Below are 16,758 nucleotides of genomic sequence, written 5' to 3'. Positions count from 1 at the left end.
GACCCGTTGACCGGCTGCCACTCGGTCCGGCTGACGCCGGCGCCACCGCCCGGCTCCCGGCCGCCGACATCATGGAGCTGCTCGCGGTCAGCCGCACGGGCTCCCGTTGAGCGTGAACGCGGACGGGCTCGGGTTGGTGCCCTGCCAGATGCCCTGCACGCCGAAGGTCAGCGACGCCCCCGCGGCCAGGGTCGGCTGGTCACCGGTCGGCCGGACGACCACGCCGGTGCCGCTCTGCGCGGCGACCGCGTTCCAGTAGCTGGTGACCTTCTGCCCGGCCGTGTAGTCGAAGCGCAGCGACCAGCCCTGCATCGGGCCCGCGGTGAGGTTGGTCAGGGTCACGTCGGCGACGAAGCCGGGGCTCCACTCGCTGCGCTTGACGTAGGTGACCCGGCAGGTGCGCTGCTCGGCCACCGTCGGGCCGGTCGTCGGCGGCGGCGCGGCCGGGCCACTGGTCCCCGCCGCGCCGGACGGGCGGGCCGAGGAGCCGCGGGACGGGGTGGCGGCGGGGCTCCCGGTCGCGCCGGAGCGCCCGGGCGACGCGCCGCGGCCGGCCTGGGCGGTGGCCGGGCCGCGGGTGGCGTTCGGGTCGAAGGGCAACTGCCCGTCGTCGGCGGCCAGCGGCGAGGTGAGGCCGCCGGGTGCGCTGAGGAGGCCGACGAGGGCGAGCGGTACGACCGCCGCCGCCAGCGCCGCGCCCAGCCGGACGCGCCACGAGGGCAGGGCCGCCCCGACGGCCATGGCGGCCGGGACGGTGGCGGTGACCCTGGTGCCGCCGCCCGGGCGCGACCAGAGCGTCAGCTGCCCGCCGCAGACGCGGGCCCGCTCCCGCATGCCGGCGATCCCGCGCCCGGCGGCGGGCGGCGGGGTGAAGCCGGCGCCGTCGTCGCGGACCTCCAGCGTGATGCCGTCGCCGTCGCGCTCCAGCGTCACGGCCACCGTCTCGGCCCGGGCGTGGGCGGCGACGTTGGCCAGCGCCTCGCGGAGGATCCAGCACAGCTCGATGCCGGCCTCGGGCGCCGCGTCGCCGGTCTCGTCCAGGCCGGCGCTGTGCAGGATGACCCCGACGCCGGAGCGCTGCGACCACTCCTGGGTGATCGCGGCGACCAGATCCGGCAGCGCGGCGTCGGTGGGGTCGGCAGGGTAGGCGGGGCCGGCAGGGTGGGTCGGGCCGGCAGGGTGGGTCGGGCCGGCAGGGTGGGTCGGGCCGGCAGGGTGGGTCGGGCCGGCAGGGTGGGTCGGGCCGGCAGGGTGGGTCGGGCCGGCAGGGTGGGTCGGGCCGGCAGGGTCGGTGGGATCGGCGCGGGGCTCGAGGATCGCGGCCAGTTCGAGGGTCTCGGTCAGCGAGGCGTGCATCTCGCGCTGCAGTCGCGCCCGCTCGGCCGCGGCCGCCTCGGCGCGCAGCCGCCGGTCGCGGGCCGACCAGCGCCGCCACGCGTGCATCGCGACCCAGGGCAGCGCCCCGGCGAGCCCGACCGCGACCTTGGCCGCGACCCCGTCGGCGAGCAACAGCAGGACCAGGCCGGCTATTGCCCCGGGCCAGCCGAGCAGCGCTCCGGCGGTGGCGGCGGCCGCGATGAGCAGGATCGCGGCGGGGAGGGGGGCCAGCGCCGTCGCGGCGAGCGCGGCCAGGACGGCCACGACGAGCGAGACGCCGAGGCGGAGGCGGAGATTGGCACCCATGGCCCGTGCAGTATCACACCTCTGGGCCCCAGACCTCGGACTCGTAGCGTGACAGGTCGCCTGCGGGCAGCCATCGTTGCAGCTCAGTCGCGGTGAGCGGGCGAGCGAAGTGGAAGCCCTGGGCCTTGTGGCAGCCCAGCAGCGTGAGCTCGCGGGCCTGGGCCTCGCTCTCCACGCCCTCGGCCACCGTGTCCAGGTGCAGGATCTGGCCGAGGCGCAGCACCGCCTGGGCGACCGCGCCGCCGCGGGAGGTCCCGTCGAGCTCGGCGACGAAGCCGCGGTCGAGCTTGAGCACGTCGACGGGGAGGCGGGCCAGGTACCGCAGGGACGAGTACCCGGTGCCGAAGTCGTCGAGCGCGATGCGGATGCCGGCGTTGGAGAGCACCGCGAGCTGCGCGACCGAGGCCCGCTCGCCGATCACCGCGCCCTCGGTCACCTCGAGCACCAGGTTGCCGGGGAAGAACCCGGTCCGCTCCAGGATGGCCAGCACCTGCGCGGCGAAGCCGTCGTCGTCCAGCTGCCGCGGCGAGACGTTCACGTTGAGCTGCAGCGCCGGCAGCCGCCGCTGCCAGAGCGCGGCCCGGGTCGAGGCCTCCAGCAGCACCCAGCGGCCGAGGTCGCCGATGACGCCGATGCGCTCGGCGAGCGGGACGAACGCGTCGGGCTCCAGCGTGCCGCGCTCGGGGTGGGCCCAGCGCACGAGCGCCTCCACGCCGGCGAGGTCACCGTCGGGCAGGGCCACGATCGGCTGGTACAGCAGCCGCAGCTCGCCCTTCCCCACCGCCTCGCGCAGCTGTTCGGCGAGCGGGCCGGTCGCGACCGCGGCGGGCTCGTAGCAGGCCCACGGCGCGCCGTCCGGGCGGCTGCGCGCCTCCTGCAGCGCGAGGGCGGCCCGGCGCAGCAGGTCGTCGGCGCCGTACTCGCCGGGCGCGGCCACCGCGATGCCGATGCGCGCGGGCCCGGCCACGGCGATGCGCCGCGCGACGGCCTCGGCGTTGTCGACGCTGCGGATGTGCAGCACGGCCGCGAACTCCTCGCCGACGCGCCCGACCGGGTCGTCGCGCAGCACGCTGCGGCGCATGAGCTCGTCGAAGTCGTCGAGCGCCGCGCCATCTTGCCGCTCGGGGCCGACGAGCAGCACCGCGGTGCTGCGGCCCTCGCGCGCACCCCGGCTCAGCGCCGCGGCCACGGCCTCACGCATCCCGCCGTCCCGACTCCACTGCGTCCTGATCGGCCGGGCCGGGGCGAACCTGACCGGAACGCGGCAAACGGCCCGGCCCGGGCGACCGCCATGGCAAAGGGCCCGGGACCTGGGTCCCGGGCCCTTGTCGGAGCCGCCTGACGGAATCGAACCGTCGACCTATTCATTACGAGTGAATCGCTCTGCCGACTGAGCTAAGGCGGCAACGGTTCCCAAGTGTACGGCACGCCCCGGGGGCGTGCGCGAGGGGATTCCCCGTCGGCGCGCGCCCGGGTAACGTCCCGCGCGTGATGCCCGACGATATGCCGCCCGCGCCGGGCGAACTGTCCGCCGATCCGGGCGAGCCCCTCCTGCCGATCCCCCAGGAGGACGACGAGGCCCAGCCCATCGCCCCCGGTGGCCGGCCGACCGCGCTGGACCCGGACCAGATGGGGTTCACGCCGCGCCGGGCGGTGCCGTGGCTGAGCCCGGTGCTGCTCAGCGGGACGGCGGTGCGGGTGGTGCTGGCCGACCTCTTCGGGGCGTACCTCGACAAGCGCGAGCTGCAGGACGCGCTGTCCGCACGCATCCTGCGCGAGGGGGCGGACTTCGCCGGCGAGGTCACCGACGAGGGCGAGTGGCCCGACACCCGCGAGCTGTGGGTGGACTTCGCGGCCGACACCGGGGACGGGTTCAACGCGACCTACTCGGTGGCGTACCTGCTGGCTCAGCCGAGCCTGACCGTGGACGGGCACGAGCTGCCGCGGGGCGAGGTGCTGGTGCTCGGCGGGGATCAGGTCTATCCGACGGCGAGCGGGCAGCAGTACGAGGACCGCTTCAAGGGCCCGTTCCGCGCGGCGATGCCGGAGCCGCCCGCGGAGGGACCCCGGCCCCGGATGTACGCGGTGCCGGGCAACCACGACTGGTACGACGGCCTGACCGCCTTTCTCCGGCTCTTCGTGCGCGGCGACGAGGGCTCGGTGGGCGGCTGGCGGACCCGGCAGTCGCGCTCCTACTTCGCCATCCAGCTGCCGAACCGGTGGTGGCTGCTCGGGCTCGACGTGCAGGGCGGCGCCTACATCGACGACCCGCAGCTGCGGTACTTCCGCTCGGTGGCCGCCCGCCTCGGCCCCGGCGACAAGGTCATCATCTGCCCGCCCTCGCCGAGCTGGGTGGAGTCGACCGACGACCGCAAGGCCTACGACAGCCTCGACTACTTCGTCCGCACGATCATCGCGCCCACCGGGGCCGACGTGCGCGCGATGATCTCCGGCGACCTGCACCACTACGCGCGCTACTCCCGCCCGGGCCGGGAGCTCATCACCTCGGGCGGCGGCGGGGCGTACCTCTACCCGACCCACGAGCTGCCCGAGCAGATCTCCGTCCCGCCGGTGCGCACGCTGGTCCGCAACGCGTCGCCCTCGAAGACGTACGAGCTGCGGCGCACGTTCCCCACCAAGGCGCAGTCGCGCGGCCTGGCGTTCGGCGTCTTCTGGCGCCTGCCGTGGCGCAACCCGATGTTCCTGGGCCTGCTGGGGATGCTGCAGACGCTCACCATGCTCGCGTTCGTCAACGCCGCCGACCGCGTGATCTCCGGCGTGGAGCAGCGGCTGGTCACCGTCCCGGCCGTGCTCATGGTGGTCATCGACATCCTCGGCACCTGCCTGCTGGCCATGCCCCGCTCGGCCGGCCAGCGAAGGCCCCGGCACTGGCTGCTCGGCGTCCTGCACGGCCTGGCCTTCGTGGGGCTGGCGACGCTGGGCACCTGGGCGTGGCTCAGCCTGCCCTTCGTGGACCTGGCCTGGCCGTTGCCCCTGCTCATCTCGATCGTCCTGTACCTGCCGCTGTCGGGCGTCGCCGCCGGCGAGCTCTTCGCGTTGTACCTGCTCGTCGCGGCGAAGTTCGACGTGAACGTGAACGAGCTCTTCGCCGGCCAGGGCATCACCGGCTACAAGGGCTTCCTGCGCCTGCACTTCAGGGCGGACGGCTCGCTCGTCATCTACCCGATCGGCGTGCGGCGGACCGGCCGCCACTGGCACGCCCGCCCCTCGGCCGAGCCCTCGGCGCCCTGGTTCGAGCCGGGCCGCCCGATGGACGTGCACCTCATCGACGAACCGATCGAGATCCGATGAGCTCGTACTGGCAGTTCCTCGTGTTCGCGACCGTGCTCGTGCTCATCCCCGGCGCCGACTTCACCGTCGTCGTGAAGAACACCCTGACGGGCGGCGCGCCGCGGGGCGCCTGGGCCGCGGTCGGCGTGACGGCGTCGAACGTGGTGCAGGGCCTGCTCGCGGTGGCCGGCCTGGGCGGCCTCCTGCTGACCTTCAGCACCCGCCTGGCCTTGGAGCGCGCTTAGGCCGGTGTTTTCGCGGGGCGAACCTGGGCCCGGCGCGCAGCGTGCGTCCCCACACACGCAATCCGGGCCCGGCACGCCGCGTGGAAGTCTCCCCGCGAACACCTGGCCCGCGCAGCCGGAATCTGAACCGGCCGCGCTGCGTGTGCCGCGCGAAATCTCGGCCTGGCGGGGGCCGGCTGATCGGCGGGCCCGGACCTACAGCGCCACCCTGGCGGGGGCCGGCTGATCGGCGGGACCGGCCTACAGCGCCACCCTGGTGACTCCGGCGATGGAGGCGGCGCCCCGGGGCACTTGCGGCGGCAGATACTCAAGCGCGCCGAGCCGCCCCTCATACCGCGTCCGCAGCCGATCGGCCGCATCGAGCGCGTCGGCGGCCGTCCGCAGCACCCGCTCCGCGATCCGCCCCGCCGCCGCGACGGCCTCGGGCTCCTGCGCCGCGGTCACGACGACGACGGCCTCGGCGGACTGCAGGACGCAGGCAACGGCCTCGGCCAGCTCGGACCGGAACTGCTCGGCCCACCCGGCGACGCCGTCGAGATAGGCGGCGGTGGCGTCGACGCGCCCGACGATGCTGTCCTCGTCGCCCCCGATGAACGCGGCCAGCGCGGCCCACGCGACGCCGAAGGCCTCGGCCCCGCTGCCCTCCCAGCCGCTGCCCCGCACATCGGCGGAGAGCCGCTCCGGCAGCACGCGAAAGTGGTCCCCCAGCCCGCGCAGCTCCTGAACGGCGGCGCGGATCGAGCCCACGTCGAGCCGCAACGCGTATTCGAGCACCTCCGCGGGCATCGCCCCCACCCGCACCAGCAGCCCTTCGACGCGACTACCGGCCGAGACCCCGCCCGCGTCAAGCACCACCTCGACCCGGCGAAACAGATCGTCGCCCGGCCCGGCCAGCCGATCCAGCGCGTCAGTCATCGCCGCCCCCGACGATCAACTCCGGCACCGAACAGCACCGCACAGCCCAGCCCACCCAGCACGTCCGTCATCGCCGCCCCCGATGGTCCGCTCCGGCGTCGAACCGCGGCGCACAGCCGAGCCGATCAAGCGCGTCCGTCATGGCCGCCCCCGATGGTCCGCTCCGGCATCGAACCGCGGCGCAGAACCGAGCCGATCAAGCGCGTCCGTCATAGCCGCCCCCGATGGTCCGCTCCGGCATCGAACCGCGGCGCAGAACCGAGCCGATCAAGCACGTCCGTCATGGCCGCCCCTGAGCGTCTTCCTCGGCGCCGCGATAGCCCGCGGCCGCCCGCCGCAGCGCGTGTGCCGTCTCGGCCAGCCGCGCGCCGTGCTCGACGGCCTCGCGTCCGCGGTCGTTCAGGGCAATCGCGAGCAGCCGGTGCAGGTCTCGTCCGGTCTGCCCGAGTGCGCCGTCGGAGTCGGCCCCGAACGCCCGCGCGCCGGGGTCGATGATGTTGATGGTCGTGCTGGCCCGGGCCAGCCGGTCGCCGGCCTCCTCGAGCCGCTGTGCAAGGTCTTCGAGTCGCATCTCTTCCCCCGCCCGGCCGGCCGTTGCCCGGGACGCGCCCACGATGGTCGATGTCATTGGAGTTCGCGGTAGTCGCCGAAGGTCTCGGCCCGCAGCTTCCGGCGCGCCCAGGCCGCGGCGTCCGCGGCGGCGGTCACCGCCTCGCGGACCGAGCGCGACACGGTCTCGCTCGACCGATTGTGCAGCGTGCCCTCGATGCGCACGTCGCGGATCGTTCCGTCGGCGGTGACCAGGACCTCGACCAGCCCGTCGGCCGATCGCACGGCCACCTCGACGGTCGTCACCGCCTTGTCGAACCGGGCCTGCAGCTCCTCGATGCGGCGGTAGCGCTCGACCGCCTCCTCGATCCAAGTCTCGTCGATCTCGCGCCCCATTCGACCTCCCGCGCCCGACCGTACGGCACCCCGACACCCCCACGGAAGACCGAATCCAACCCTGTGGATAACCCCGCCCCGCTATCCACAACCGACGGGTAACCGGAGCCCGGACCGCCGACCACCGTCGATGCGTCGCCCACGGGCCGCCGCCAGGGCGAGACCAAACGACGCCCCAGCCACGCCGAGAACAAGCGCGCCCTCCACGAACGCAAAAGCAAGGCCGGAGCAAGCAGGCCGCAGCGCAAAGCCAGAGCAAGCAGGCCGCAGCGCAAGGCCGGCGCGAGCACGCGGCAGCGCAAAGCTGGCGCGGAACCGAAGGTCGTGCCCCCGGATCAGCCCCGCCAGAGGGCCAGCATCATGGCCTCGACCGCGATCCGCGGCTTCACGTTCGCCTCGATGGCGACGCGGCACTCCAGCACCGCCTCCAGCCGCCGCAGCGCGCTCTCGCCCGTCCACTTCTCCGCCGCGGCCGTCGCCAGCTCGTCGACGTCGCCGTGCACGGGGGCCACGTCGGCGCCGAAGGCGTTGGCGATCACGTCGCGGTAGAAGCCGGCCAGGTCGACCAGGGCGCGGTCCAGCGAGTCGCGCTGGGCCCGGGTCGCGCGGGACTTCTGGCGGCGCTCGAGGTCCTTCAGCTGGCCCGCCGAGCCCCGCACGGCGCCCGCGGCGCCCTTGCCGGTGCCGCCCGCGCCCAAAGCCGTCTCCAGGGCCGAGCGCTCCTTCGCGTCGAGCTCGGCGACGGACGCGGCGGCCTCGGCCTCGGCCGCCTCGATGAGGGCGCTCGCGGCGTCGAAGGCGGCGCCGATGCCGGTGAGGCGGCGCGGCACGGCGAGCACCGCGTCCCGCCGGCTGCGCGCCTGCGGATCGCGGGCCAGGCGCCGGGCCCGGCCGACGTGCCCCTGGGACGCCGCGGCCGCCCACGCGGCGGTCTGCTCGTCGATGCCGTCGCGGCGGTGCAGGACCGCGGCGATGGCCTCGGCGGGGGGTTGGCGCAGCGGTACGACCCGGCAGCGCGACCGGATCGTCACCGAGATGTCGTCGGGGTGGGTGCTCGGCGTGCACAGCAGGAAGACCGTGCGCGGCGGCGGCTCCTCGACCGCCTTCAGCAGCGCGTTGCCGGCCGCCTCGGTCAGACGGTCGGCGTCCTCGACCAGCAGCACCTGCCAGCGCCCCTGGGTCGGCGAGCTCGCGGCCCGCAGCACCAGCGCGCGCATCTCGCCGACGGCGATCGACAGGCCCTCCGGCACCACGAACCGCACGTCCGCATGCGTGCCGGTCAGCGCGGTATGGCAGGCCGGGCACGTGCCGCAGCCGCCGTTGGGGCACTGCAGCGCCGCGGCGAACGTGCGCGCGGCGACCGACCGCCCCGACCCCGGCGGCCCGGTGAACAGCCACGCGTGGGTCATCGCCTGCTGCCCGGCCGCGTCCGGCGCGTCCCCGCGCACGATCGCGCCGGCCGCCTCGACGGCCCGCGAGAGCGTCGCCACGGCGTCCGGCTGTCCGACCAGCTCGTCGAAGATCGGCGGCGTCATACCCGCGACCCCTGACCGGACGACAGGCCGGAGGCCCCGCCCGGCTGCCCGGGGGCGTCCGGGTCGTCGGAGGAGTCGGCGGCGGAACGTCGGCGGGGGCCGGCGGAGGAGGGGTCCGGATCGCCCGTCAGGACCGAGGCGACCTCGGCCGCGTCGTGCAGGACCTTCTCGATGGAGGACTCGGCCTCGGGAATCAGGTGCCGCACCCGCTGCAGAATCCCCTCCGCCAGCGCGTCGACCTCGTTGGTCGCGTCCAGCACGAGATAGCGGCTCGGGTCCGCCGAGGCCAGGTCGAGGAAGGCATAGCGCACCCGCTCGTGGAAGGCCAGCGACTCGCTCTCCAGCCGGTCCGCCGCCCCGCGCTTGCCGGCCCGCGCCAGCCCGACCGACGGGTCCAGGTCGAGCAGCACCACGAGGTCCGGCTTGAGCCCGCCCGTCGCCCACTTCGACAGCCACGACACCTCGTCGACCGGCAGCGTGCGCCCGGCGCCCTGGTAGGCGAGCGACGAGTCGACGTACCGATCGCTGATGACCACCGCCCCGCGCTCCAGCGCCGGACGGACCACGGAGGCCACGTGGTGCGCCCGGTCGGCCGCGTAGAGCAGCGCCTCGGCCCGGGGCGTCACCGCCTCGCCGCCCTCGGCCGGCCGGTCGAGCACCAGGCTGCGGATGCGCGACCCGACCGGCGTGGCCCCCGGCTCGTGGGTGACCACGACCTCGCGCCCGGTCGCGCGCAGCCCGTCGGCGAGCCGGTTGACCTGTGTCGACTTGCCCGCGCCCTCGCCGCCCTCGAACACGATGAACACCCCGCTCGCGGAGCGCGGGTCGGCGGGGCTGAGCGGGCGGCCGCGGACCGAGCCGATCAGGTCGGCGAGGATCGGCACGCCCTTCTTGTCGTCCATCTGCTTCAGGGCGAACAGGCCCGCGAAGACGCCCAGGACGCCGGCGATGGCGAGCAGGGGCCGGGTGCTGGAGACGTCGAAGGCGTAGAAGCCCAGGTTGATCGTGCGGGTGCCGCCGAGGCCGACGATGACGCTGGAGAGCGAGATGGTGAGCATGAGCACCACGCGGGTGCCCATCTGCACGAAGGCGAAGGCGCGGCCGCGCATGTCGTCGGCGACCTCGCCGCCGAGCAGCGTGGTGCCGGACAGGAACGCCATGCCGGCGCCGACGCCGACCAGCAGCGCGCCGCCCACGGCGATGGTGAGGTGGGTGGCCAGGGCCAGGATGAGCACGGAGCCGGCGGCCAGGATGATCGACAGGCCGAACCAGCGGCGCCGGGACAGGGCCCCGACGAGCTTGGGTCCGCCCGCGATGCCGACCCCGAGGCCGAGGAAGAGCACGGCGAAGAGCAGCGCGAACGCCTTGGTGCCGGCGCCCAGCGAGGTCGCGTAGAACTTGGCGGTGCCGACCACCACGCCGCCGCCGGCGAAGGCGCCGAAGATGCCCAGCACCAGACCGCGCACGAGCGGCGTCTTGCTGACGAAGGCCCAGCCCTGGGTGAACTCGCGGATCATGCCCGGCTTGCGCTCGACCCCCGCGGTGCGCCGGCCGCTGATCTCGCGGATGCCGAAGAACACGGTGCCCGCGGTGGCCAGGAACGTCAGCGCGTTGAACCACAGCGCGACGGTGCTGGGCTGCAGTCCGGCCGGCGTGACGGGGCCGAAGATCGCGGTGATCAGCCACTGCAGCCCGATGAGCACGAGCGCGGCGACGACGGGCGTGATGCCGTAGGTCGTGGCCAGGGTGAGCTGGTTGGCGGTCTCCAGCCGCGCCCGGGGCAGCAGGTTGGGCACCGCCGCCTCCTTGGCCGGCGTCCAGATCATCGCGACCGTCTCGATCACGAAGGTGGCGATCGCGGTCCAGGTGATGACCAGGGCGGCGTCGCGCGTGACGAGGGCCGCGGCCGGGATGGAGGCGAAGAACGCGAAGCGCAGCAGGTCGCAGACGACCATCGTCAGCCGCCGGTCGAACCGGTCGGCGAAGACGCCCGCCACCGGCCCGAGGATCAGCGCGGGCAGCAGGCGCACGGCGATGACCGAGCCGAACGCGACGCCCTGGGCGGCTTCGTTGGACACCTGCGCGGCGGCGAACGTGGAGGCGGCGAGCAGGCCGAGCCAGTCGCCGAGGGACGAGAGGCCCAGCACCGCCCACAACCGGCGGAAAGGCCGGATGCGCAGGACGGCGCTCAGCTCCCCGAATCCGGAAAGATCGCTGCTGGCGATGGCGGCACCCCCTAGAATCTCCGGTCCTCACGCTACAGGCCACCCCCGACAATTCCGGAGGCGCGCCCAAGGACGCGAGGTTCTTTCATCTTCCTGGAGCACCGGTTACCGTGACGTCGTGTCCAACGCTCGTGCCCGTTATGACCGGGCTACCGCCGATCTCGACCCGCCGTTCGCGATCGTGGACCTGGATGCCTTCGACAGCAACAGCACAAGCCTGGTGAACCGGGCCGCGGGCAAGCCGCTGCGCGCGCCGAGCAAGTCGGTGCGCGTCCGCGCGCTGATCGAGCGCGCCCTGGCCCGGCCGGGCTGGCGCGGCATCATGGCGTTCACCCTTCCGGAGGCGATCTGGCTCGCCGGGCACGGCACCGCGGAGGACATCCTGGTCGCCTACCCCACCGCCGACCGCGCCGCCCTGCGCCGCCTGGCCACGGACGAGAGGCTGGCCGCCACGATCACGGTGATGGTCGACGGCGTCGAGCAGCTCGACCTCCTCGACGCGCTCGTCCCCGCCGATCGGCGGGCCGCGCCCGTGCGCGTCTGCATCGACCTCGACGCCTCCTGGCGGCCGGTGTCCAAGGTGCACATCGGCGTGCGCCGCTCCCCCGTGCACAGCCCGCGGCAGGCCGGCGAGCTGGCCGCCGCGATCGCCGCGCGGCCGGGGTTCCGCCTGGTGGGGCTGATGTCGTACGAGGCGCAGATCGCCGGCCTGGGCGACGCCCCGCCCGGGCGCCCGGTGCGCGGCCTGCTGATCCGGGCCATCCAGCGCCGCTCGATGCCGGAGCTGCTCGCCCGCCGGGCCGCGGTCGTCGCCGAGGTGCGCCGCCACGCCGACCTGGAGTTCGTCAACGGCGGCGGGACCGGCAGCGTGGCCGCGACGGCCGCCGACCCGGCCGTGACCGAGGTCGCCGCCGGATCGGGGCTCTTCGGGCCGTGGCTCTTCGACGGGTACACCAACTGGCGCCCGCAACCCGCCGCGTTCTTCGCCCTGTCGGTCGTGCGGCGCCCCGACGCGAACACCGTGACCACGCTCGGCGGCGGCTGGATCGCCTCCGGCGAGACGTCGCCGACGCGCCAGCCGCTGCCCTGGCTGCCGGAGGGCCTCAAGCTGATCGGCACCGAGGGCGCGGGCGAGGTCCAGACCCCGCTCGTCGGCCCGGGCGCGGCCGGCCTGCGGGTCGGCGACCGGGTGTACTTCCGCCACTCCAAGGCCGGCGAGCTGTGCGAGCACGTCAACGAGGTGCACCTGGTGCAGGGCGACCAGATCGTCGACGTCGTCCCGACCTACCGCGGCGAGGGCCGAGCGTTCCTGTGATGCTGTGGCGCCAGGCGATGGAGGCGGCCCTCTACGGACCCGAGGGCTTCTTCCTGCGGCACCGCCCGGCGGATCACTTCCGCACCAGCGTGCACGCCTCGCCGCTGTTCGCCGGGGCCGTCGCGACGCTGCTGGGCCGCCTCGACGAGGCCCTCGACCGCCCGGCGCGCCTCGACCTCGTGGACGTCGGCGCCGGCCGCGGCGAACTGCTGATCGCGGTCCTGGCCGCGCTGCCGGGCGACCTGCGCCGGCGGGTGCGCGCGACCGGGGTCGAGCGGGCCCCTCGACCGGGTGATCTGCCGTCCCCGATCGGGTGGGCCACGACGCCGCCCGAGGGGACCGCCGGACTGCTGATGGCCACCGAGTGGCTCGACAACGTGCCCGTGGACATCGTCGAGCTCGGCACCGATTTCCGGATTCGGTACCTCCAGAGCGACCTCACCCCCGCCGACGACCCCATCGCCCCGGCCGACCGGGCGTGGCTGGACCGCTGGTGGCCGCTGGACGGCGCCCCCCCGGGCGCACGCGCCGAGATCGGCCGGCCGCGCGACGAGGCCTGGGCCGCCGCGGTGGCCACCGTCGAGCGCGGCCTGGCCCTGGCCGTGGACTACGGGCACTTCGCGGCCGGACGCCCGCTGTTCGGCACGCTGGCCGCGTTCCGCGACGGCCGGCCGGTCGAGCCGGTGCCGGACGGCGAACGCGACCTGACCGCGCACGTCGCGCTCGACTCGCTGGGCGCGCCGGTCCTGCCCCAGCGCGAGGCCCTGCGCCTGCTCGGCGTGGACGGCGCCCGGCCGCCCCTCGCGCTCGCGAGCACCGATCCGGCCGCCTACGTGCGCGCCCTGGCCCGCGCCTCGGCCGCGGCCGAGCTCACCGACCCGGGCGGGCTGGGCGGCCACTCCTGGGTCATGCACTGGGTATGACCGATGGTCATACCGGCGGTACACTGGATGGCATGACGACGAAGGTGACCCTCTCGTTCTCCGACCAGACCATCGCCGACGCCCGGCACTGGGCCGAGCGCGACGGGGTGTCGCTCAGCGCGTGGATCGACCGCGCCACGCAGGAGCGGGCCCTGCGGGAGATCTTCTCGGCCCACGCCGAGGCGGTCCGCCGCGCCAAGATCGATCTCGACGCGTCCGCACTCGCCGACGAGGAGGAGATCGCGATCGTCGACGCCGAGCTATACCGTGGACGCCGTGCGTCGAGGTGAAGTGTGGCTCATCAAGGGTGCCCGTGAACGGCTCGGCCTGATCATCAGCTCGGACGTCTTCAACAGCACCGACGTCCCCGTCGTCATCGTGGCCGAGGTGACCGACGCCGAGGAGCTGCGCGACTCGCCGCTCGCGGTCGAGCTCGACGAGTACGTCGTCATGCCCGACCGGCTCTCCTCGCCGCTCAAGCGGTGGTTCGTGGAGCGGGTGGCGGTCGCCGATACGAGCACCATGCACAACGTATCGAGAGCGCTGCGCATCCTGCAGGACCTCTAGAGTTGACCCCATGACGTCCGAGGTCACCGTCGGCACGGGTGCCGGGCTCGACACCGCCGACATGGTGCTCAACATCGGCCCCCAGCACCCCTCCACCCACGGCGTGCTGCGCCTGCGGCTGGTGCTGGACGGCGAGCGCGTCATCAGCGCCGAGCCGATCATCGGATACATGCACCGCGGCGCCGAGAAGCTCTTCGAGGTGCGCGACTACCGCCAGATCATCATGCTGGCCAACCGGCACGACTGGCTCTCGGCGTTCTGCAACGAGCTCGGCGTGGTGCTCGCCGTCGAGCGGCTGATGGGCATCGAGGTCCCCGAGCGGGCCGTGTGGCTGCGCACCGCCCTCGCCGAGCTCAACCGGGTGCTCAACCACCTGATGTTCCTCGGCTCCTACCCGCTGGAGATCGGCGCCATCACGCCGGTCTTCTACGCCTTCCGCGAGCGCGAGACGATCCAGGCCGTGCTCGAGGAGGCCTCGGGCGGGCGGATGCACTACATGTACAACCGCGTCGGCGGGCTCAAGGAGGAGGTCCCGGCCGGCTGGACCACCCGCGCCCGGACCGCGATCGACCAGGTCCGCCGGCGCATGCCCGACCTGGACAACCTGATCCGCAAGAACGAGATCTTCCTGGCCCGCACGAAGGGCGTCGGGGTGCTCAGCGCCGCCGACGCGGCCGCGTTCGGCGCGTCCGGGCCGGTCGGGCGGGCCTCCGGGCTCGATCTCGACCTGCGCCGGGACGAGCCCTACCTCGCCTACGGCGAGCTGTCGGTGCCGGTGGTGACCCGCACGGCGGGCGACTGCCACGCGCGCTTCGAGGTGCTGCTCGACCAGGTGTACGTCTCGCTCGACCTCGCCCGGCAGTGCCTCGACCGGGTGGACCGGCTGAGCGGCCCGGTGAACGTGCGCCTGCCGAAGGTCGTCAAGGCGCCCGAGGGGCACACCTACGCGTGGACCGAGAATCCGCTCGGCATCAACGGGTACTACCTCGTCTCCCGCGGCGAGAAGACCCCCTGGCGGCTCAAGCTGCGCACCGCCTCCTACGCCAACGTGCAGGCGCTGTCCACGCTCCTGCCCGGCACGCTGGTGCCCGACCTGATCGCGATCCTGGGCTCGATGTTCTTCGTCGTCGGCGACATCGACAAGTAGCGTCGTTTCCTGGCACCGCCACAACGTCGCGCGACGCGACGCGACGGGGCCACGACACCACGGGGCACGACCGACGCGGTGCGCTGCGGGGGACAGACGGGCGCGAGAGCCGGTCAGCGCCAGCGGTCGTCGCTGCCCTCGAAGTCGACGATCGGCCGGGCCGCCCGGCCGCCGCGGTGCTCGTCACGAGCGCCGTTCCAGCCGTACTCCTCGTCGTCGTCCACCCGCGCCCGCCGCGCCACCCGCTCGTCCTCGCGCCCGGGCACCGGCCAGCGCTCATCCTCGCGGGGACCCGACGTCCAGCGCTCGTCCTCGCGCCCGGGCACCGGCCAGCGCTCGTCCTCGCGGGGACCCGACGTCCAGCGCGAGGCCGGCTCGGCCGGGGACGCGGGCAGCGCCGCCTGGGCACCGCCGATCGCCCGCTCGGAGCGGCGCACCTCGGACCAGCGCGTCGCGCCGGTGTCGTCGCGCCGGCCCTCCTCGTAGGTGCTCTCCGACCACTGCCCCTCGGGCCGCCGGCCCACCTCGACCCGGGCCTGCTCGCCGGAGGCCCAGCTGCGCTCGCGCTCCCGCCGCGCCTCGGAGCGGCGGGGGCTCTCGGTGCCGGACTCGTAGCGGCCCTCGAACCGGGCGTCGTAGGCCTCGTCGTCGCGGTCGTCGCGGTCGTCGCGGTCGTCCGGGTCGGCCCGCCGCCGCCCGCGCCGCTCGCCGTGGCGGTCGTCATGCCGGTCGTCACGGTCGTCCGGGCCGGCGCGGTGGCCGCCGGTGGGCGAGTCGTCCGGGTAGTACCCCTCGTGCCGCACGGAGGCCCAGCGGTCCTCGATGCGCACGTGCGTGCCGGTCTCGTCGGCGTGCACGGCCGAGCGCCGCTCCCCCATGCGCAGCTCGCGACCGCCGCGCTCGTCGCTGTGCACGGAGGCCCAGCGGTCGGTGGTACGCACGCCGGTCACGCTGTCGTCATCGTCGTCCGGCTCGGCCCGGCGCCGGCCCCCGCCGCGCCGCTCGACGTCGGCGCCGCGGGACGGGGCCTGCGGCCACTCGCCGCTCTCGGCCCGGGCCATCCGCTCGCGCAGCAGCTGTTCGGTCCAGGAGTTCTGCTCGCGGGCCTGGTCGCGCAGCTGCTCGCGGCTGCGCTCGCCGCGGCCGTGCTCGTCGCGCTCGTCCCGGCGGCCGTAGTCGTCCCGGCGCTCGTCACGGTGGCCGTACTCCTCGCGGGCGCCGTACTCCTCGCGGTGGCCGTACTCCTGGCGGTGGCCGTACTCCTGCCGCTCGTCCCGCTGGCCGTAGTCGTCGCGGCGCTCCGGGCGGCGGCCGTACTCCTCGCCGCGCGGCTCGGGTCGCGGCTCGGGGCGCGCCGCGATGCGCTCGGAGCGGTCCGGGCGGCGCTGCTGCGGGATGTCGGCGCGCGGCCCGCCGCCGTAGACGGTGCCGGAGCGGGACTCGGCCGGGTCGACGACCATCGTCTTCGTGGTGACCTGCACGGTCTCGGTGTGCCGCAGCACGCCCTGGGGCACCGCCGCCGAGCCGCTCGGGTGGTTCGGCGGCGAGGGCTGGACGGCGGCCCGCTCGAGCTGCCCGCGCAGCATCTCGACCTGGTTGCGCAGCGCGTCGACGGTCTCGTGCAGCACCCCGACGCGCTCCATGAGCTGGCCGTGGGTCTGGCGGGCGGCGTGCGTGATGTCGGCGCGGACGTTCTCGCGAAGGGTGTCGATCTCCTCGTACACCATCTCCTCGACCTCGCCCTTGACCGTCTCGCCCTCGCGCCGCAGCGCGATCGACAGGCCGATGAGCACGACGGCGAGCAGGCCGAGCACCGCGGCGAACTGCAGCACGAAGCCGCTGCCCACGAGCAGGAGCAGGGCGGCCAGCGGGGCCAGCCCGACACCACCCCAGAAGAGCAGCTGGAGCAGCTTGGTGCTCCGCTTTTCCCCGGGTGGTCCGGTGGTCTCCGCGGCCGGCATGAGCAG

15 protein-coding genes and 1 tRNA gene are annotated in these 16,758 nt (G+C 74.7%); 7 read left to right on the top strand and 9 right to left on the bottom strand.

From position 1 onward, the window contains the following. Positions 1–87 precede the first annotated feature (87 nt). From ACQP1P_RS02925 to ACQP1P_RS02915, 3 genes are all read right to left on the bottom strand, one after another. A complete protein-coding gene (locus ACQP1P_RS02925) occupies positions 88–1,683 on the bottom strand; it encodes a cellulose binding domain-containing protein (RefSeq protein WP_433082840.1) in 1,596 nt (531 codons plus the stop codon). Between the two features lie 13 nt (positions 1,684–1,696). Beyond that, positions 1,697–2,884 (bottom strand): putative bifunctional diguanylate cyclase/phosphodiesterase, encoded by a 1,188-nt coding sequence (locus tag ACQP1P_RS02920; RefSeq protein ID WP_433082838.1) that lies wholly within the window; start codon positions 2,882–2,884, stop codon positions 1,697–1,699. A gap of 131 nt (positions 2,885–3,015) precedes the next feature. Beyond that, positions 3,016–3,088 (bottom strand) — tRNA-Thr (locus ACQP1P_RS02915). An 86-nt stretch (positions 3,089–3,174) separates the two neighbouring features. Between ACQP1P_RS02915 and ACQP1P_RS02910 the strand changes: the two genes are divergently transcribed. Further along, entirely contained in the window at positions 3,175–4,995 is a 1,821-nt protein-coding gene (locus ACQP1P_RS02910; RefSeq protein WP_433089797.1) for a metallophosphoesterase, read from the top strand. Next, positions 4,992–5,219, top strand: coding sequence for a hypothetical protein (locus ACQP1P_RS02905; RefSeq protein ID WP_433082836.1), 228 nt, complete (start codon positions 4,992–4,994; stop codon positions 5,217–5,219). Before ACQP1P_RS02910 ends, ACQP1P_RS02905 begins: the two co-directional genes overlap by 4 nt. 240 nt (positions 5,220–5,459) lie before the next feature. Here the strand turns inward: ACQP1P_RS02905 and ACQP1P_RS02900 are convergent, their stop codons facing one another. From ACQP1P_RS02900 to tmk, 5 genes are all read right to left on the bottom strand, one after another. Then, the gene (locus tag ACQP1P_RS02900) at positions 5,460–6,134 is read right to left on the bottom strand and encodes a hypothetical protein (protein ID WP_433082834.1); all 675 of its coding nucleotides are present in this window, start codon (positions 6,132–6,134) and stop codon (positions 5,460–5,462) included. Positions 6,135–6,414: 280 nt separating this feature from the next. Continuing rightward, entirely contained in the window at positions 6,415–6,762 is a 348-nt protein-coding gene (locus ACQP1P_RS02895; protein WP_433082832.1) for a hypothetical protein, read from the bottom strand. Beyond that, positions 6,759–7,079, bottom strand: coding sequence for a YbaB/EbfC family nucleoid-associated protein (locus ACQP1P_RS02890; RefSeq protein ID WP_433082830.1), 321 nt, complete (start codon positions 7,077–7,079; stop codon positions 6,759–6,761). Before ACQP1P_RS02890 ends, ACQP1P_RS02895 begins: the two co-directional genes overlap by 4 nt. 335 nt (positions 7,080–7,414) lie before the next feature. Further along, a complete protein-coding gene (locus ACQP1P_RS02885) occupies positions 7,415–8,614 on the bottom strand; it encodes a DNA polymerase III subunit delta' (RefSeq protein WP_433082828.1) in 1,200 nt (399 codons plus the stop codon). Beyond that, entirely contained in the window at positions 8,611–10,761 is a 2,151-nt protein-coding gene (gene tmk, locus ACQP1P_RS02880; protein WP_433082826.1) for a dTMP kinase, read from the bottom strand. The genes ACQP1P_RS02885 and tmk overlap by 4 nt, the downstream gene beginning before the upstream one ends. A gap of 196 nt (positions 10,762–10,957) precedes the next feature. Between tmk and ACQP1P_RS02875 the strand changes: the two genes are divergently transcribed. Genes ACQP1P_RS02875 through ACQP1P_RS02855 form a run of 5 tightly spaced genes read left to right on the top strand, consistent with a single transcriptional unit; the run spans position 10,958 to position 14,791 of the window. Then, positions 10,958–12,154 (top strand): amino acid deaminase/aldolase, encoded by a 1,197-nt coding sequence (locus ACQP1P_RS02875; RefSeq protein ID WP_433082824.1) that lies wholly within the window; start codon positions 10,958–10,960, stop codon positions 12,152–12,154. Then, positions 12,154–13,077 carry an SAM-dependent methyltransferase gene (locus ACQP1P_RS02870; protein WP_433082822.1) on the top strand — a complete coding sequence of 308 codons (924 nt, stop codon included), beginning with the start codon at positions 12,154–12,156 and terminating at the stop codon, positions 13,075–13,077. Before ACQP1P_RS02875 ends, ACQP1P_RS02870 begins: the two co-directional genes overlap by 1 nt. 32 nt (positions 13,078–13,109) lie before the next feature. Next, the gene (locus ACQP1P_RS02865; RefSeq protein ID WP_350612335.1) at positions 13,110–13,367 is read left to right on the top strand and encodes a DUF6364 family protein; all 258 of its coding nucleotides are present in this window, start codon (positions 13,110–13,112) and stop codon (positions 13,365–13,367) included. Beyond that, a complete protein-coding gene (locus ACQP1P_RS02860) occupies positions 13,345–13,644 on the top strand; it encodes a type II toxin-antitoxin system PemK/MazF family toxin (RefSeq protein WP_433082819.1) in 300 nt (99 codons plus the stop codon). The genes ACQP1P_RS02865 and ACQP1P_RS02860 overlap by 23 nt, the downstream gene beginning before the upstream one ends. Positions 13,645–13,654: 10 nt before the next feature. Continuing rightward, the gene (locus ACQP1P_RS02855) at positions 13,655–14,791 is read left to right on the top strand and encodes an NADH-quinone oxidoreductase subunit D (RefSeq protein ID WP_433082817.1); all 1,137 of its coding nucleotides are present in this window, start codon (positions 13,655–13,657) and stop codon (positions 14,789–14,791) included. Between the two features lie 113 nt (positions 14,792–14,904). Here ACQP1P_RS02855 and ACQP1P_RS02850 read toward each other — a convergent pair whose 3' ends face one another. Then, the gene (locus ACQP1P_RS02850; protein WP_433082815.1) at positions 14,905–16,752 is read right to left on the bottom strand and encodes a hypothetical protein; all 1,848 of its coding nucleotides are present in this window, start codon (positions 16,750–16,752) and stop codon (positions 14,905–14,907) included. Positions 16,753–16,758: the final 6 nt, after the last annotated feature.

Origin of the sequence: Dactylosporangium sp. CA-052675 (assembly GCF_050947935.1) — a bacterium.
In the GTDB taxonomy this organism is placed as follows: Bacteria; Actinomycetota; Actinomycetes; order Mycobacteriales; family Micromonosporaceae; genus Dactylosporangium.
The sequence above is the reverse complement of the archived record's forward strand: the minus strand, read 5'-3'. Positions and strand labels throughout refer to the sequence as shown.

What these genes read in the sequence shown, in the direction of transcription:
- ACQP1P_RS02925 (WP_433082840.1), bottom strand. Translation starts at nt 1,683, where the DNA reads ATGGGTGCCAATCTCCGCCTCCGCCTCGGCGTCTCGCTCGTCGTGGCC.
- ACQP1P_RS02920 (WP_433082838.1), bottom strand. Translation starts at nt 2,884, where the DNA reads ATGCGTGAGGCCGTGGCCGCGGCGCTGAGCCGGGGTGCGCGCGAGGGC.
- ACQP1P_RS02910 (WP_433089797.1), top strand. Translation starts at nt 3,175, where the DNA reads ATGCCCGACGATATGCCGCCCGCGCCGGGCGAACTGTCCGCCGATCCG.
- ACQP1P_RS02905 (WP_433082836.1), top strand. Translation starts at nt 4,992, where the DNA reads ATGAGCTCGTACTGGCAGTTCCTCGTGTTCGCGACCGTGCTCGTGCTC.
- ACQP1P_RS02900 (WP_433082834.1), bottom strand. Translation starts at nt 6,134, where the DNA reads ATGACTGACGCGCTGGATCGGCTGGCCGGGCCGGGCGACGATCTGTTT.
- ACQP1P_RS02895 (WP_433082832.1), bottom strand. Translation starts at nt 6,762, where the DNA reads ATGACATCGACCATCGTGGGCGCGTCCCGGGCAACGGCCGGCCGGGCG.
- ACQP1P_RS02890 (WP_433082830.1), bottom strand. Translation starts at nt 7,079, where the DNA reads ATGGGGCGCGAGATCGACGAGACTTGGATCGAGGAGGCGGTCGAGCGC.
- ACQP1P_RS02885 (WP_433082828.1), bottom strand. Translation starts at nt 8,614, where the DNA reads ATGACGCCGCCGATCTTCGACGAGCTGGTCGGACAGCCGGACGCCGTG.
- ACQP1P_RS02870 (WP_433082822.1), top strand. Translation starts at nt 12,154, where the DNA reads ATGCTGTGGCGCCAGGCGATGGAGGCGGCCCTCTACGGACCCGAGGGC.
- ACQP1P_RS02865 (WP_350612335.1), top strand. Translation starts at nt 13,110, where the DNA reads ATGACGACGAAGGTGACCCTCTCGTTCTCCGACCAGACCATCGCCGAC.
- ACQP1P_RS02855 (WP_433082817.1), top strand. Translation starts at nt 13,655, where the DNA reads ATGACGTCCGAGGTCACCGTCGGCACGGGTGCCGGGCTCGACACCGCC.
- ACQP1P_RS02850 (WP_433082815.1), bottom strand. Translation starts at nt 16,752, where the DNA reads ATGCCGGCCGCGGAGACCACCGGACCACCCGGGGAAAAGCGGAGCACC.